The organism is Lewinella sp. (assembly GCF_050633125.1).
Classification (GTDB): Bacteria; Bacteroidota; Bacteroidia; order Chitinophagales; family Saprospiraceae; genus Lewinella.
Window position 1 is genome coordinate 37866 of sequence record NZ_JBOEFX010000005.1, and the last position, 17216, is coordinate 55081.

Genomic DNA, 17216 nt, shown 5'->3' on the forward strand with positions numbered 1-17216 from the left:
TGGTACTACTTCCATTCTACTCGAACTACAAAGCTGGGTGTAAAGCCTATCTGTATACTATCTTCGAAGAGTATACCTAATGGCATATTAGGACGATTGTTTATAAAATATTCCCGTTCGTAAGTATTGGTCTGATTATAAATATTCAAGAAAGACAAGCCTACCATGCCTACCCATTTATCAGGCGTTTTTACATTTAATGTATAGACGATGGCGGCGTTTAGCTGATGCTGAGCAGAAAGCCTTTGAGCATTAAATGCTTCATAGATTGGACGGATAACCTCTTGTCCACCCTGGGGAGTTATTATCTCAAAATCTTCCAATAAGGAATAAGGAACCCCACTATTAATTTGCCAACTCAAAGAGTATTCCCAACGACCTCTTCGGTAAGTGCCTGCCCAAAACAAGCGATGTAATTGATCGAATGGTGCTGCAAAAACGGGGTCAAAAAAGGTAGGAAACTTATAGGTGACGTTGCTCAAAGAGTAACTCAACCAAGTGGAAAAACCTGCCCAGCGTTTTTTTACCAACAAATCAAAGCCCCGAACGCTGGAGGTACCAAGATCAAAGCCCTGACTAGGGCGAGGTAAGAACCCAATAGCCAGCGCACTGAGTCCTTTACTTTCTTTCGCATAAAGTTGTGCATCGATAAGCCAAGCTTCCTTTTCATACAGTAAACCTGTTTGCCAATGTACTGCATTGATGACAGGAGCCCGCTCATCTGCCAACACCCAAATCGGACTACTAATACCAATATTAGCTCCTTTAAATTCATTAAGCTGACTGACAAACTGATAGTATTTTCCCGCAGCAACTTGCCACCTTAAGGATGGATTAAATTGATGCCACAACTGTAAGCGTGGTTCCCAATAAAGTGAACCTGTATTGGCGTAACGGTTTACTCTAAACCCAAGATGGACACCTGTTTTTTGCTGTGCATTCGTCTGATAAGTGGCAAAAAGTGTATGTAGCAACGAAGCACTGCCTCCGGTTTGGTTGGCCAAATTGACCTCCTGCTCCTTTTCGACAATTTCGTAACCAAGATCGTAATTCGTGATTTGATACCCTACCAACATATTTGCTTTCGATGGCAATTGGTAATTCGTACTTAGCTTTAAATGATGTTCCTGAATATCATTGTCCCGGCGGCCGAAGTCATCTCCCAGGGAAGGGTTGCGCTTATCTACGGTGAATTGGTAATTGTAATCATGATGGGTTCCGAGTGCCGTTAATTGGGTAGACCAGAAAGGTGTCCAACGGCGTTGCCAGGAAGTACTCCACCCTTGATTCTCTACATAGAGATCGTTATAATTATCTTGACCTCGACGGTCATCACTCACTATATTATTGTAATTGTTACGAGCCCACAAGTAAGAGAATGTAATCTGATCTCTTTTAGATAAGTCAACCGCATATTTCAACTGGGTGTCCACAAAATTAAAATCCTCTGTAACACTTATTCCATCGGGTAAATCATTCGCAGAAAAATTCCCGGCCAGCAGGCTTTGATGATTACGAAAACTTAACTGTCTATAATAGGGAGAAGACAAAATTTCCGTCATAGAACGGCGCAACGAAACACGCAAAACACCTCCATTTCCAGGCATCTTCAGTTGACCATCTAAAAACGACGTCAGCAAATTAGTTCCTAGTCCAATACGGTTTTCCTTTGCTTTAAATGGCTGTACCCGCATATCAACCACTCCTGCTATCCGGCCGCCATACTCAGCACCGAAACCACCTCGGTATACCTTCACCTCATCTATTGCATAAGGATTAAAAGCAGAAATTGTTCCAAAATAATGAGCACTGTGGTAAATGGGTATATCCTCCCACAAAATGAGGTTTTGATCAGGTGTACTGCCCCGAATATGTAGATTCGCTAAAGCACCATCCGGACTAGAAATACCTGGTAAATTTTGCAGTGCTTCCAGTATATCAGGTTCTACTTTACCGGGAAGGGTACGCATTCTTCGAGGATTCAAAGCTGTAGCAAACCCAGCATCATCCAAATGTACGCCGTCACTTAGGTAATCGGTAACAACAACAAAATCTTCCCCAAAATCAAAATAAGAGAGTTGGATCTCTGCCATAGAAAGCGCTAAAAAATCATTGACCGACAACCGGAACTCTCTGTACCCCACATAGCTCACCACCAAGGTGTCTGTTATATCGTTTGGCCCATTAAAACAAAAGCGGCCATCTTGTTGAGTTGTGGCACCTACCGCATTTTTCAACAAATAAGCATTGGCGTAAGGTAGGGGAGCCAGGGTCAAGCTATCACGAACCAAGCCACAAAACGAGCGAAGTATAGCGTTCTCAACTCCTTGCTCACGCGGAACTAGTACAACAAACCGATCATTGACTCTTTCGAAATCCAGGCTCGTCTGTTGGAAGATTTTATCAAGAAATTGATCGAGCTCATTGGTACCATATTCCAAACTGATGGTCGTTGAACGGATTTGTTCTTCTTCATAAGAGAAAAGCAAATCATAATCCTTCTCCAGTACTTTGATCACCTCAATTAAAGGCGACTTTTGAAAAGACGCTTGATAAGTAGCTGACTGGCCAAAACAAGTACTTGCTCCTAAAAACAAGCCAAGTACTAACCCCCAAAAAGCAAGGTAACTCTTCATAATTGCTTATTCCTGAAATAGATTTACCTGTTCCTTATCTTTGATATCGTAGCGAATATTGAGAGGGCGAAAAACAGTTATTAAAGCTTCTTCCAGGTTTTCTTGCTGAAAATTAACGGTAATCACACGTTTCGTATCCACATTGTTCGTCTTTATCTGAATTCCAAATTGTCGCTCCAATTCCGCCACTGCACGCGCTAAGGGAACCGTCTGTAATCTAGTAATACCATCTAACCAACTGGCTTGTTTTTCTGCTTCATCGAGCATCCAGTTGACAGGAGGCTCATTTTCGCTAAAACGAATAGCTTCTCCCGCTTTCAACTCGCGGCTTATCTCTTGCAGGAGGTACTGCACCATAACTTCACCACTAAAACAGCTTACCTCCAGCAAACCATTTCGGCTCACCACATTGAATCGGGTACCTATAACAGTAACCTCACCAACAGACGTGTTGACAGTAAATGTACTTCCTTCTTCTACCGCAAAGAAAGCTTCTCCTACCAATTGCACCTCTCGCTCTCCTGGCCATTTACTCACCTGAAATGATACCTCGCTTTCGGCATTAAGTGATACCGTCGACTGATCTGGCAGTACCGTTGTAGACCGTTGGGCTACCCCCGTAGAAAAAACGGCAGGCGCAGCAGGGCGAAGAACAAAGAAGCCTATCAATAGTAAAACAGCCGCCGCAGCAGCATAAGGTAGCAAGTAACGAATGCGACGGCGGTTATTTGTTGAGGAGGTTGTTTTCTTGTCAGATAAGATATTGGCAAGTATTACTTCTTGCTGAAGCTCTGGCCCGAAAAGGAGTCCCATCCCTCTCTTTATTTTCTGCAAGGAATTGTATTCAGGGCGCTGCTCAAATTCTTTCTGCTCATCAGAAGATAAGTTGCCGTTTACCCACTTATGTAGTAATTCATCATTTTTCATGACCTGGTTTATAATAAAAAATAAAGCTTTTATATAAAGACCAGTTTATTGGTGCAGCACCTACTACTAGCCCCTCGTTTTAATCAATTATTTAAGCGTCGCCACGACCAGCCTTAAGCTATCCAATGCTTTATAGATTCTTTTCTCCACCGCCTGTCGGCTAATTCCTAGTAGTTCAGCAATTTCCTTATAGGTCTTTTTGTCGATACGGCTTAGTAAGAAAACGACCCTTTGTTTTTCAGGAAGATCGGCAATCGCTGCTTGCAGCTGATGAGCAAGTTCTTTTTCTTCTAAAAGGAACTGAGGGTCCTGAACTTTGCTTGAAGAAGGTTGTGCCTGCTCGTATTGCAATACGACTTTCTGATGCTGATGGTTATTGGTTAAAAGATTTTTAGCAACGGTAAAAACGTAACCACGGGCAGTAGAAAAAGCCACTTTTTGACAATTTTTCCAAAGCCGGCTAAATGCTTCCTGAACGATATCCTGAGCCAAACTATCATTACCCGTTTGGTAAAACAGGTAGCTATGTAAGGTTTTAGCGTAAGCTCTAAAGACCTTTGTAAAGGTTGGCTCAGCGCAGAGTTGCTCTTCTGATTCAGGCATTAGAAAAAACATTAAGGGAGTTCGCAAAAAAATAAATATAACCCTCCACTGGTAGGTGTTACACCATTTAACTGGTCTTTATGTTCGAAGCCACTTTTAAAGGCGCAGCCTCAAAGGCATACAAATATATGAGCTTAAACGAAATAAACAGTTACAATGAAACAACGCCTCGGCATATTGATAGTAAGCATAGTTGCATTAGTTGGCCTAAACGGCACCATCGACTTGAATGAACTGTTCAATTACGAAGATCAGGATTTTCCGCTTTATGTAAATCGGGACAATACGCCTCCTAATAATAGCATCAATGACGCAATCGCCACTTTGGGGCGGGTACTTTTTTATGATACTAACCTTTCTGCAAATAATGAAGTAGCCTGTGCCAGTTGCCATAAGCAAGCGTTTGCTTTTGGCGATAACGCCACTCAGAGTCTGGGTCTCAACAATGGGCTCACTGGCCGTCATTCTATGCGACTTGTAAATGCTCGCTTTGCAGATGAGAGTCGTTTTTTCTGGGACAAAAGAGCCGTATCGCTAGAAGATCAAACCACCCGTCCTATTCAAGATCACGTAGAAATGGGGTTCAGTGGTACGGATGGCGATCCGTCATTGGACTCGTTGTTTCGGAAACTCAGTGACATTCCTTATTACCAGGAATTGTTCTCCTTTGCCTATGGAAACTCTAACATTACAGAGCCCAAAATGCAGCGCGCACTGGCACAATTCATTAGAAGCATTCAATCTTTTGATGCTAAATACGATATTGGCCGTGCCTTGGTAAATAATAACAATCAGCCTTTTCCCAATTTTACAGCACAGGAAAACCTAGGAAAAATGCTATTCGCCCAAGCTCCTAATCAAGGAGGAGCAGGCTGTGCTGCTTGTCACCGCCCACCTACTTTTGACATTGACCCCAACAGTAATAACAATGGCGTAATTGGTGTTGCTGGCAGCCCTGGCGATATCGACCTAACGAACACCAGAGCCCCATCTCTGCGCGATTTGATTAATCCCCTAGGACTAAGTAATGGGCCCTTTATGCACGATGGAAGCTTGTTGACATTAATGGATGTCATAAACCACTACGACAACATTAATTTCAATCCTGCCATTAATCCAAGCCTAGATCCACGCTTGAGAGGAGGACAAGTCGGCGGTGGGCCGGGACAAGGACAAAACCTGGGCTTGAGCCAAGCAGAGAAAAATGCCCTCGTTGCGTTTTTAGGTACGTTGTCAGGTTCCGAAATATATACCGCTGAAAAATGGTCTAACCCTTTTGATCAAAGCGGGGAATTATCGATAATCCCCGTCTGTGGCACACCAGCGCATGTGACCTTAGAGGCCACCATCTGTAGTGGCGATCTTTTTGAAGGGTATGGCGAGACAGGTATTTATACGGATGTATTTTCAGCAGCCAATGGATGTGACTCCATTCGCGAGCTTCAGCTCATTGTTTTGCCCGACAATCACCCCGACTGCGTTGTTAACGGCACCAATGAAGCGACCATAGATGGCACTGCATCCGCCTACCCTAATCCTTTCCGAAACGCGCTAACTATTGAATTTTCGAGCTCAGCAGTGGAAATCATCACTCTTTATGATCTCCGTGGGCGGCCTTTAATCACAGAAGAAGCGAGCTACAACGACGACCTTATTCACTTAGACACCTATCAACTTCCCGCAGGGCTATACCTCGTCATAGGGCACAATGCTAGCGGAGAAAGCATTTTCACTACCAAGGTGCTAAAAGAATAAGTATACCGCTTAAAAATAATCCTTTTGAATTTGTTTGACAGAAATCGGGGGATTCCTCTATACCAGGGCGTCTAAAGCATAGCTTTAGGCGCTTCTTATTTTAGTGTCGCTGTCAAAATATCCAAGAACATATCCGCAGGGATGAATGCACCGTGCTGAAAAATAATTTCATAGTTTTCATTCATAATGACCAGTGTGGGATATTGAAGTTGGCCATTGATCGTACCAATGGTTGTTGCCAGTGTATGGACACCACTACCATTACCCGTTGGTTGAAAAGGGAAGGACTGGTTTCCAAAAATTATAGTCTCCTCTGTTTCCGCATTTAGCGAAAGGAAGTAAAAATGATCATTTAGCAATACATTCACATCAGGATCGCGCAAAGTCGTCTGTTGCATATTTTGGCAATACCTGCACCAGTCGGTATGCAGAAAGACGACCATTGGACGAGGTGCCACTAGCTGGAGGCTGTCAATTCCTGTAAAAAGGGCTTTTATCGGCAATTCCGATTGTGTTTTAGCACAAAAGCTAAACGCCATAAGTATTAGGCACACAAGCAACGGGTAGTAATATTTTCTCACAAGGCTATCTTTACTTCAACATATACCGTACCCCCACAAATCCGCGAATCCCTTGATTGGGTCCGTAGACGTAACTGGGGTCGAAAGTCAAGGCATTGGGGTTGGTTTCGGTAGCGAGTACATTGCCATTATTATCAAAGTCGACGCCACGATCAAAAGGATCAAAAGCACGGGCAATGAGCGGAAAATCCTGGTTCTTCCAAGGCGTCCAATTGAGCAGGTTTTTCACGCCTGCATAAATTTCTACGTTTTTCTTTCCACGATAAGTGAGTTGAATATTCTGGATACTCCAAACAGGCGATTCTGGTGCACGCGGATCAAGTTCTCCCAGCAAAGGAAGACGCATAGGGCCGTAGATATTCCCCGTATAATCTAAGGCCAACTTATGATCCCAAAACTGGTAGGTCAAGGCCCAGGTTCCTGTGAATTGTTCTGTAAGAATTTGGCGTTTTTTGATATCGTTTTCCTCGGTAGTAACATCCATAAAAGTAGCCCCCAACAGCAAGCTTAATCCATTTGACAATGTAACATCAATATTGGTACTAATGCCTTTGGTAACGGCTCTTCCGTCCAGGTTATCATAAATAATTTGGTTGGCATTGGTTTCGTAATCGGGGTAAATCACGTTGGTAAAATGGGTATACCAGGCTGCTAGTTCAAACCCTACGAATCCTCCCTGGGGCAAGTATGTTTTGCGGGTATAGTTGAGGTTGAGGTTATAGGATTGTTCTGGAGCCAGTTGCTCTGCAATAACAACTTCCCTTGCACCGGTAAGAGCGGCGTGTTCTTCGGTAAAAAGATTGACAACACGAAAACCCGTACCCGCATTTAGTCGCAGAATATCCTGATCACTGAGGGACCATTTGTACGCAAAACGCGGCGTAAATATATTTCCATGGTCTTTATTATAGTCATAACGGAGCCCCAGTAGTAGTTTATGCTGTTGATGCAAAACTATTTCATCCTGAAAAAACACTCCTGGTAGCCAGGTTTCATCAGGCTGATTAAATGGGTTATCATCATCTCCACCTGTAGCAGGCGTATTGTCATCATAAAAAGTATACCTCAGCGCTGTCCCCAGAAGCAGGTCATGAGATCCCATTTGCTTGTCCCAGGTAAGCTGTCCGAAAGCAATTTTCTGTTTTGCCAGGTAAGCCAAATCCCCATAAACTGAATTTTGATCGTGGCTATTAAACGAAGTAGAAAGCAGTAATTTTTCTTCCGTAGGCAATTGGTAAGAACTTAAAAATTCGATACGTTCTGTGTAGATGCTTTCACCATAAACTTCATCTCCTCCCCGGTAATTCTCGTTCCAGTCTAACTCCCCTCCCCAACGGTTTTCATAATAATAACGGCCAGCGATGGTAAATAAGCGGTTGCTCTTGCGGGCAAAATTCCATTTCTGGAAAACAGAAATACGTTCTTGTAAGGTGACATCCGTAAAGTTATCGCCGTTATTGTCGACCAACTCATCATAGTTGTAATAGTTGGCGCCGGTGAGAATACTCAGTTTCTTTCCTGCATTTAGTTTAACCCCCAAATCCACATTGTACTCTTGCCAGCTAGTAGCCATTACATCAGCACTCACCAAGGGGGCATTAAGGGGATTCTTGGTAATAATATTGATAAGCCCTCCTATGGCTTCGCTGCCGTACAGGGAAGATGCCGGCCCTTTCACGATTTCCATCCGCTCAATTAGAGAATTGGGAATACCCGACAAACCATAGACTGTAGCAAGACTGCTAACGATTGGCATGCCATCGATAAGAACCATGGTATAGGGACCTTCCAGGCCATTGATATGGATATCCCCCGTATTACAAACCTGGCAATTGAGTTGCGGACGAACGCCATTGACATTCTGGAGAGCTTCGTAAATATTAGGAGTAGGATTCTTTTTAAAAAAAGCGGGCGTATATACCTCTACCGGCACCAGGCTCTCCAGTCGACTTACTTCTTTAAGGGTACCTGTCACGACCACTTCATCAAGCAAGCCTACTTGTTCCATAAGCTCAATATTCAGTGCTGTGGTTACGCCCTCTTCCACTACTACCTTTTCGTCAAAGGATTGGTAACCTAGAAAAGAAACATTTATGGTATAGGCCCCTACAGGTATTTTGTCAAACTCAAACTTGCCGTCTTCATCAGAATAGGTGCCGTAATTGCTCTTTTTCAACGTAACTGTTGCGTAGTCAAGTGGGGCGCCATCCGCACTTACCGTTCCTATTAGGCTTCCTGTTTGGGCGCTAAGGACAGGAAGGCAAAATACAGCGAGTAGGCAGTGTAAGAATCGTCTCATTAAGTAATTCGCTTGAGCTTTAAAATTATTTAGTCTTGCAAATGTACACATTTAGATTAGACTAAATAAAAAACTAAGCAAATAAAAACCCGGATAAAACCATTGGCCTTATCCGGGATTCTATTTAGCATTTTAGCCCAAGTGTACATAGTACTGCGTACCAAATACCTTGCACCTTTTCTACTCAACTACTACTTTGTAGGTAGCCGTCCGGTCCCCCGCACTAAGCTGCAACTGATAAACACCAGCAGGCAATTTGCTAACATCAATATCTTGTGTTTGCAAGCCAAGGCTCGTATTCCCCAATGCTTCCTGGTAGACAACTTGTCCTAAAGCATTGAAAAGACGTAACTGAAGATCAGCCTGTTCTACCAGTGTCATTTCTACCCGAAGGGTAGTTTGAGCTGGATTAGGGAACAAGCTTAAAGCTTCTACTTCAGGAATTTCATTCACGTTTACAACGGTAACATCCACTGGTATCCGTGGTGAAATACAAGAGATGGCCGGTGTTTCTACTTGCCAGTTGTAGAAGTAATAGTAGTAATTATCGCCATAAAAAGAAGTAGTTATAGCACCCAAGTCAGCACCAATGGCATAAGGGTAGTTCACTTGTTCATTGTTACGGAATACATTGTTCTCAGGACAACGCAATGACATTCCAGTTCCTTCAGCAACATCGAAGTTAAGGTCGATTGTTTGAAGGCCATATACAAGGTCTACTTGTATTTCTTGGAGGATAACGTCGTTAGCATCTGCTAATTGAATCGTTCTGACTCCTTCTTCTTGATCGTCCGGTACAAATACATCTACCGTAAGAATCGTAAATGGTTCGTAAGCATCAAAATAACTATATGCACCTACAGAAGGTATACCACCTGGTCCATCGGTCGTGAGTTTTCCTCCTGCTTCAATTCCACCTCCAAATATTTCGCCAGCTTCTACATAGAAGGTTGCGTCTTCCGTGAGTGGATCCGTCATAAAGGTAGCGCCCGTTCCCAGAGGAGTTCCACCAGTGGCTTCGCTGTACCAGGTAAGGTTTTCGCCAGTAGCCGTCAACAACGCAACACCATCAGGGTCAACTTCCACACTTTCTACTACAGGCGCTGTTACTACAAAGGTAGTTACCTCTACTGCTTCGAGTGCTTCCATTTGTTCTTCTGAACATTGTGCATCTACGGAAACATTGTATATCCCACTTTCTTGTACTACGATGGTCTCGCCAGTCATGCCGTTGCTCCAAAGAGGATTGTCCCCGCTATTAACAGTTAGGCTTACTTCGCCGCCAGCACAGAATTCTACATCACCGTCTACAGCAATCACCGGAGGAATATCAACAATGTGAGTAATAGAAACGTTTGGCGCGATAGAAGCACACCCACCTTCGTCAAAAACAACCAGTCCGTACGAGCCTGGCTCCGTTACTTGTAGCGTAGGGTTAGTATCACCTGTTGTCCAAAGGATAGATTCGTAGCCCGCAGGAGCAGCCAATTCTACCATATCACCAGGGCAAATGGCCGTACTTCCCAAAACCTCAATGGTTTCAGCAGGAAGGGTACAGCTTGCTTCCAAAATATTATGCATCGTATTAATCTCTGGGTTTTCAACAACCGTACGAATGCCAGATGGCCAGTTGATCACCAGGCTATCAATCGCTGTAGCTTCTCCAATTCCAAAGTGTGCACAAAGACTACTCATTGGGCTGAAACTCTGACCAGAGCGTACTTCCCGCATTTGCATCCCCCACTCACCATAAATCATTACGCGTGAGCCGATACCATTCTTATTAGAAATCAACCCTTGCGTGTTGACCTTGATCCAGTTGTGATCATTGCCATCATTAATATGCAAGCTGCCTCCGCGGATAACATCCAAGAAACCGTCGTTATTGAAGTCACCAATCCCACCTTCGTCAAAAGGAAGGTTCTGACCGGTAAAAGTCAAATCACCATTATTAAGGTAAAGCTCATTATTCAATTCTGAGAAAATATCTACAAATCCATCGTTATTGAAATCGCCAGAAGCATTTTCCCACGCGCCCAGATCTCCAGGAGCGATGCCAGTAGTTTCGATAATATCGGTGAAAGTACCATCACCGTTATTGAGCATAAAGCGGTTTGCGAAATCGTGATTAACGATAAAGGCATCAAAATCACCATCGTTATCAAAATCTTCAAAAACCGTTGACCAAGATTGGGCGTTGTCTGCCATATTTGCTTCTTCGCCTGCTTCGGTAAAGGTTCCGTCGCCGTTGTTACGATACAATCTATTGGTGCGAAACGGGTCTCCCGGAGAAGCTCCACCACGACATTTGGTAATAAACAAATCCGTGTAAGAGTCATTGTTGTAATCCACCCAGATGGCTGCGTAGTTACCTGGCATATCCATCGTTTCAATCAGCGATTGATCTTCTACCATTGTGCCCAGACCATCTGAATTGAGGTAGGGGTGGCTAAGGTCTACATCGTGACAAACGAAAGCATCCAAGTGTCCATCTAGATTGATATCAAACATGGTTGAACGCTGAGAGAAAATATAATCAGGGTTGAAATACTCTGTATATGCGGTACCATCTTCATTCGCCATTACAAAAGATACGGCACTTCCTCCACCGAATAGCAAGTCATTGAAGCCGTTCCCATCCAAGTCGCCCGCACAGATACTCCAGGAAGGAGAATTACTGAAACTAACAGGGCTAAACTGGTGAACAAAGCTACCATCAGGCTGCTGAAAATCGATGTTAACGCCACTGTTTTGGATGCGCACGACGTCATCCAGGAAATCGCCATTCATATCAACGGCACAGTCATTAGACGACCCGCCGGAAACCGACGCCAATAAGCTTCCTTGGTTGGTAAAGGATACTGGTAGCGGCTGAGCCAATAAAGTGCCCCAACCAGTAAGGAGTAGAGCCAAGGAAAAGAGTATATGTTTTTTCATTGCAAGGAATTTATAAAAAAAATAAAGTTACCAAAAAGCACATCAGTATTGCGCAGAAAACAAAACTGTCATTTGTTTTCGTGCTGTCCCTTAGTTCACCCACAATGTGCGTGTAAAGGTACCTTCAGGGCTATTGAGGTAAACAATGATAATTTGTCTTTTGAATTGCAAGGGCACACTAGTAGAACCTGCGGAGAGCCGCTGTTGCTGCAATTGTTGCCCTAAATAATTGTAAATCGTCAACTCCGTAGCTACGGGAGCCTGGACCAACAACTGTCGATCACTGGCAAGAAAGACCTCTGCATTTAGCGTGGGGGTTACAGGTTGTAGTCCCACAATACCAGCCATCGTCAGTTCGTCTTCGCCAACCAGGCTGGGAGTACGTTCAGCTTCATTAAACATTTCGACAAAGAGGTCAATTTCCGGAGTGCTTTCTGCAAACATCTCAGCCATCCACTTTGGAGGCATTGATTGATAATAAACGGTAGCTGTAATATCGAGTTCATCGAGGTATCCCAGAGTAGGAATATGGTAATAAACCACATCGGAACCAGAACCTTCGCCCAGTTCATTTATATTAAAATCTGTATCAAACAAAGCTTCTCCTGATATACGAGTGGTATCGTACACTGCATGGCTTTGCGTAAAGCCTTTTGGTGGAATTCGGTTATCCTTCAGCGCACTGGCCGCACGCAAGAGTACCGTTGTTTTTTGATTATTAACATCACCCAGGACTTGTTCGTAAATCTGAACTTGATCCGCCGAACGAATAGTAGCGTAATGAGGTTCATAAGAAGCGTCATGACCTGTTAGTTCATAATTGGCATCATACTCACCAGAATGAAAGAGCGTATCTCCTTCAGCCGTTCGAACAACCAGGCTTACAAAAGCACGGCGCGAAGGATAACCAGAAGGAAACTTATGGCCCGCCATGTTGGTCAGGCGCAATGCCACAAAGGCTGTATCTGCTGTACGATCAAGATCAGTGAGTGCGACCTCCATTGTGCGGAAACGCAGCATGTTTTCAGTAGCTGTAATGACCGCATCAAAATCTTGCGGCGTAGCCGAAATTTGAAGTTCAGCGGCATTATCTCGCATCAGTTTAAGCATATTGACATTGGCACCAGCTAGCTCGTGTAAGGCAAACTTGTCTCGCGGCACCGTTTCAAAACCTGCCGCCAGGTAAAACTGCCCTTTTTGCAAAGTCGGCATATGGCAAGACTGACAACTAACATTGTCGACGGCGTAATTAGAGTTTAGCCATTCATGATAGGTGGCTTGTTCCACATAAGTACCCCCAGTAAAGTTTCCTTCCAAATCTACAGTTTCGGTAATCAGGGTATGGCAACCAGCACATACACCAGCATCAGAGATATGAGGACTATAAACAGGCTCATACTGACTAGCTTCCAGCATAGGTGATGACAATGGCGAAATGAAGGGGCCAAAGGCCAGTTTTTCCGTTTCAAAAACCAATTCACCAGAATGGCCGTTGCCTAGATTTTCTTCAGATTGTTGGTGGCAGGCGAGGCAAGAAACCCCATCCAGTGCGATACTGTCATTGACCATATCATCAATGCTATAGCTCTCTGCTCCCTGGTGAAAAGCAGCAAAATGTCCTAATGGCGCATGGCAGGTTGTACACTTTGTTTCAATAGCCTCCATATACTGAGGGTGTAGTAACACCTCATGGCTAACTTTAGCCCGCCAGAAAGGATCTTTAGCAGAATTCGCCATCATGGTAGCGCGCCAATCGTCGACCAAGTTAATATCATTGCCCTGAGGATCAAGGCTGGCAATCATTGCGGTATCAAAGCCGTGGCATTGCACACACTCTCCAGAGCCCGCAAAGAGCCCATTGTAGCCGCGTGGTAAAGAATCTGTAAGTGTAGTAAAAAAAGCGAACTCTTCGGTAGTATGAAAGGCATTTGCATCACGAGAAGCCTGAGAGTCAAGGCTAAAAAAAAGCGTGACTAATACGAATAAACTACCTATGAGTAGGTAGCGAAAATGGGGCAAGTTGGAAATTACCATCGTTGTGTTCAGGTTACTACATCCCGAAGGATGAGGAAGTCGGACGTTGATTTAGTTGCTATAACAAGCCTTAAAGCTAAAGGTTATTTTTTTACCACCGTAATAAAGATGCGTCACCTGGCTGACAGCCCTATTAACTAACATAGTGGAAATTTGTTTTTTCTTGTTAAATCAAAGAAGTCAACGAACAAAATCAATAGGAATAAACGTTTCAAACGGTGGTTTGGCGTTATTGTATTATCTAGGAATCACTTACCTTCCCCTTCAAGCGCGTTTGGGATTTGTCTCTACTGCCAGGAGGGACAATAATCAGCGAAGCTAATTTTCAAGCAGTTTAAAATCAAATGACAACCGATGCGGCTATTACAACTCCTCTCCTTTAGTATTTTCTTTTTCTCTTTTGCAGGCCTCAATGCCCAGCAAGGCCAAAGAATGACCATTCCTATTGAGTTTCCCCGTGATGCGACCGAACTCAATTATTTTGCAGAACTACCTTACGTAGATCAACTTCCATTCTTTTCCTTTTTTGTGGAATGGCCTCAAGGCAACATTGATCCTGAGTTTGAACTTAGGTTCACGAATGATTTGGAAAACTGGACGGAATGGGAAACGCTCCACCAGGATTCCCACAACACAGAAAAAGGAATCACTCAACTTTATATAGGAAAGGCAGAACACCGCTATTTTCAGTTAAAAACAGTGCGACAGGCCTCTAGTTTAGAAACGGCAACACTGCACTTTTATCACCCTGGCCTTACGGCAGATACTCCTGCCCCAACAGCAAATATAGATCCTGTTAATTCTTCTGCTTGCCCTTGTCCTGAACCAGATATCGAGAGCCGTGCAGAATGGTGCCCCTCTGGCGATTGTCCAGCTCAAACTTCCCCTACACCTACCGATGTTACCCACATGATTGTGCACCATGCGGCAGGCACCAACAGTGCCAGTGACTGGGCAGCAATCGTTCGTGCAATCTGGGACCTTCATGTCAATGGAAACGGCTGGTCAGACGTTGGGTACAACTACTTAATTGATCCCAACGGGGTTCTTTACGAAGGCCGTGGCTACAATATCCTGGGGGCACACTTTTGTGGAATGAACACAGGTACGATGGGCGTATGTATGATGGGCAATTATACAGACATCGAGCCAACCAGCGAAGCCCTGGAGAGTTTAGAGCGATTACTCGCCTGGAAGTCTTGCGACATTGGTGCCGATCCTTTAGGCGAAAGCTACCATAACTCTTCTAATGGCATTCTTAAAAACATCTCCGGTCATCGGGATGGCTGTGCAACTGCTTGCCCCGGCGACTCCTTCTACCCTCTTATGTCACAAGTCAGAGAAGAGACCAACAACATGATTTTAGCCAACTGTGCCGGCTTGTCCAGCCCTATCAGCTTGGCAGCTTCAGAAATCAATGAGACCACTTACTTCCTCAGTTGGGCACATAATTCTCCAGACGAAACGGGCTTCCAACTGGAGCGTAGCGAAGACGGAGGAGACACCTTCAATCTATACGCCGAAATAGGAGCCAACATGCTGAGTTTTGTAGAAGCAGGATTGGAACTGGAGCGCATTTACGAATACCGAATCCGAGCTTTCAGCGAAATAGACACGTCTGACTACAGTAATATCGTCATCATCAATACCGGCGTAGTGGGCACAAACCAAGCCACCTTACCGAAGGATGCGCTGACGCTTTCTCCAAACCCGGCCAAAGACATCCTCCAATTATCCCTTAACGGAGAATGGCAAGGCGCCGTAGAAATTCGCTTATTAGACCTAACCCAGCGCCAGCTATTGGCCAAGCAAAGCCAGAAGTACAGTACGCAGTGGAACGAGCAGTTGGATTTACGTGACTTGCCCGCCGGCACCTACCTCTTAAGCGTAGAAGTGGATGGGAGGCGCGGAATTTGGAAAGTGGTGAAAGCACGGTAAAAAAAAACCTGAAGTGTAAATGCCCCCTAGAAGATTACTTGCCAAAAAATCATTGCTTGGAACGTCGATCGGAGATGCGTTCGGCGAAAGCTTTTTCGGAGAGACACAGAAGATGAAAGAAGCTATATTTCAATGCGAAGTTCCAGACAGTACCTGGGAATTCACAGATGATACGGTGATGAGCATTTCTGTCTTTAAGCAGTTAGTTAACAATGGGAAAATAAACCAAACTGAATTAGCGCTAGAGTTTGTTCGTAATCATGATCTAGATCCGAATAGGGGATACGGGGCTACAGCAAGAAGGATATTGCGAGAGATTGGTATAGGAAAAAGCTGGAAGGCCGCTAGTAGAGGGGCATTTGATGGCATGGGGTCTATGGGAAATGGAGCAGCAATGAGAGCTTCCGTAATTGGGGCATACTTTTATGATGATATTGAAAAAGTAATCGAAGAGGCATCGAAATCTGCCGAAGTTACCCATTCAAATAAGGAAGGCATTTGTGGAGCTATTGGTGTTGCACTAGCAAGTATGTATAGTACAAGAATAGGAAAAGAACAAGAAAGCCTATCTCCCAAGGAATTCATCGCTAAAATAGGTGAAAACACTCCAGATTCAGACACAAAATACAGTATATTGAAAGGGCTGAGTTTATCAAGTAGTGCTCATCCTGAGATGCTGAGAAGTGTACTTGGAGATGGAACTAAAATGAAAAGCCAGGATACCGTACCTTACTCCATTTGGTGCGCTGCTCATTATTCCACAAGCTTTGAAAATGCGCTATGGAAAGCTGTTTCGATCCTCGGTGATCGAGATACGATTTGTGCCATAGTAGGAGGTATTGTAATTATGTCAGCTCCTGAAGAAACAATTCCATTAGATTGGGTAAACTCCGTTGAAAGAGTAGAGGACAGTATTTTTTATTAACCTACGATAGTCAACTTTGCTAGCACAATAATGCTCTCTTTAGTCACACTGCGGCTAGCTCGGGAGTTGAGCGAACCCATTTGGGAATAGTAAGATACAAATTCAAAGACAAGCGTGTCAAACATCACGTACCGTAAAACATTTTAATCAATATGAAATACTTGTCATTATTAGTAACAGGAGTCTTATTTCTTACAGGATGTTATGAAGAAGAAAACAATGAAGTCCCTGAACAATCTAGCATTAGCTGCTTAGAACTTGAGGAAGACTTTATTATCATGGATAGAGATGCAATTAAAATAGTCATAGATTCATTATGCCAACAGTACCCTCCACTATCGATTGAAGACGACCCACTTGTACATGAAAACAACACAACAGGCCTCATAGAGGAATTGAATGAAAATTGTGAAAATTTAACCTACATGCTAAGGTGTTATGCTTGTCTAGAAAGCTATCCTCCACAATCTATTATTGATGTAGAACTAGATTCTGTTGGAATAGTTATTACTAGGTTTTTTAGAGTTCGAGTCCCAGAAAATGACTTCATGTACATGAACTAAGAGCTTGTTGGGAAATTT

Annotated in this window: 11 protein-coding genes; 4 read left to right on the plus strand and 7 right to left on the minus strand. The window is 43.8% G+C overall.

The features are described from left to right. Positions 1 to 5: 5 nt before the first annotated feature. From ACRBG0_RS00965 to ACRBG0_RS00975, 3 genes are all read right to left on the minus strand, one after another. Entirely contained in the window at positions 6 to 2636 is a 2631-nt protein-coding gene (locus tag ACRBG0_RS00965; RefSeq protein ID WP_431485063.1) for a TonB-dependent receptor plug domain-containing protein, read from the minus strand. 6 nt (positions 2637 to 2642) lie between these two features. Then, positions 2643 to 3563: a FecR family protein gene (locus ACRBG0_RS00970; RefSeq protein ID WP_431485064.1), complete on the minus strand. Its 921-nt coding sequence runs from the start codon at positions 3561 to 3563 to the stop codon at positions 2643 to 2645. A gap of 87 nt (positions 3564 to 3650) precedes the next feature. Continuing rightward, on the minus strand, positions 3651 to 4166 hold the full coding sequence (locus tag ACRBG0_RS00975; RefSeq protein WP_431485065.1) for an RNA polymerase sigma factor: 516 nt from the start codon (positions 4164 to 4166) through the stop codon (positions 3651 to 3653). 156 nt (positions 4167 to 4322) lie between these two features. On the opposite strand from ACRBG0_RS00975, the gene ACRBG0_RS00980 reads away from it, so the two are divergent. Continuing rightward, positions 4323 to 5921 carry a cytochrome c peroxidase gene (locus ACRBG0_RS00980; RefSeq protein WP_431485066.1) on the plus strand — a complete coding sequence of 533 codons (1599 nt, stop codon included), beginning with the start codon at positions 4323 to 4325 and terminating at the stop codon, positions 5919 to 5921. A gap of 95 nt (positions 5922 to 6016) precedes the next feature. Here ACRBG0_RS00980 and ACRBG0_RS00985 read toward each other — a convergent pair whose 3' ends face one another. The 4 genes from ACRBG0_RS00985 to ACRBG0_RS01000 form a co-directional block, all read right to left on the minus strand. Then, positions 6017 to 6460: a thioredoxin family protein gene (locus ACRBG0_RS00985; RefSeq protein WP_431485067.1), complete on the minus strand. Its 444-nt coding sequence runs from the start codon at positions 6458 to 6460 to the stop codon at positions 6017 to 6019. A 52-nt stretch (positions 6461 to 6512) separates the two neighbouring features. Beyond that, positions 6513 to 8801, minus strand: coding sequence for a TonB-dependent receptor (locus tag ACRBG0_RS00990; RefSeq protein WP_431485068.1), 2289 nt, complete (start codon positions 8799 to 8801; stop codon positions 6513 to 6515). Between the two features lie 180 nt (positions 8802 to 8981). Next, positions 8982 to 11738: an FG-GAP-like repeat-containing protein gene (locus ACRBG0_RS00995; RefSeq protein ID WP_431485069.1), complete on the minus strand. Its 2757-nt coding sequence runs from the start codon at positions 11736 to 11738 to the stop codon at positions 8982 to 8984. A gap of 90 nt (positions 11739 to 11828) precedes the next feature. Then, positions 11829 to 13772, minus strand: coding sequence for a hypothetical protein (locus ACRBG0_RS01000; RefSeq protein WP_431485070.1), 1944 nt, complete (start codon positions 13770 to 13772; stop codon positions 11829 to 11831). A gap of 354 nt (positions 13773 to 14126) precedes the next feature. Here ACRBG0_RS01000 and ACRBG0_RS01005 point away from each other — a divergent pair, with 354 nt between their 5' ends. The 3 genes from ACRBG0_RS01005 (at position 14127) to ACRBG0_RS01015 (ending at position 17198) form a co-directional block, all read left to right on the plus strand. Next, positions 14127 to 15710 (plus strand): N-acetylmuramoyl-L-alanine amidase, encoded by a 1584-nt coding sequence (locus ACRBG0_RS01005; protein ID WP_431485071.1) that lies wholly within the window; start codon positions 14127 to 14129, stop codon positions 15708 to 15710. A 19-nt stretch (positions 15711 to 15729) separates the two neighbouring features. Further along, the gene (locus ACRBG0_RS01010) at positions 15730 to 16635 is read left to right on the plus strand and encodes an ADP-ribosylglycohydrolase family protein (protein ID WP_431485072.1); all 906 of its coding nucleotides are present in this window, start codon (positions 15730 to 15732) and stop codon (positions 16633 to 16635) included. A gap of 152 nt (positions 16636 to 16787) precedes the next feature. Then, positions 16788 to 17198 (plus strand): hypothetical protein, encoded by a 411-nt coding sequence (locus ACRBG0_RS01015; protein WP_431485073.1) that lies wholly within the window; start codon positions 16788 to 16790, stop codon positions 17196 to 17198. The last annotated feature ends 18 nt before the right edge of the window (positions 17199 to 17216 follow it).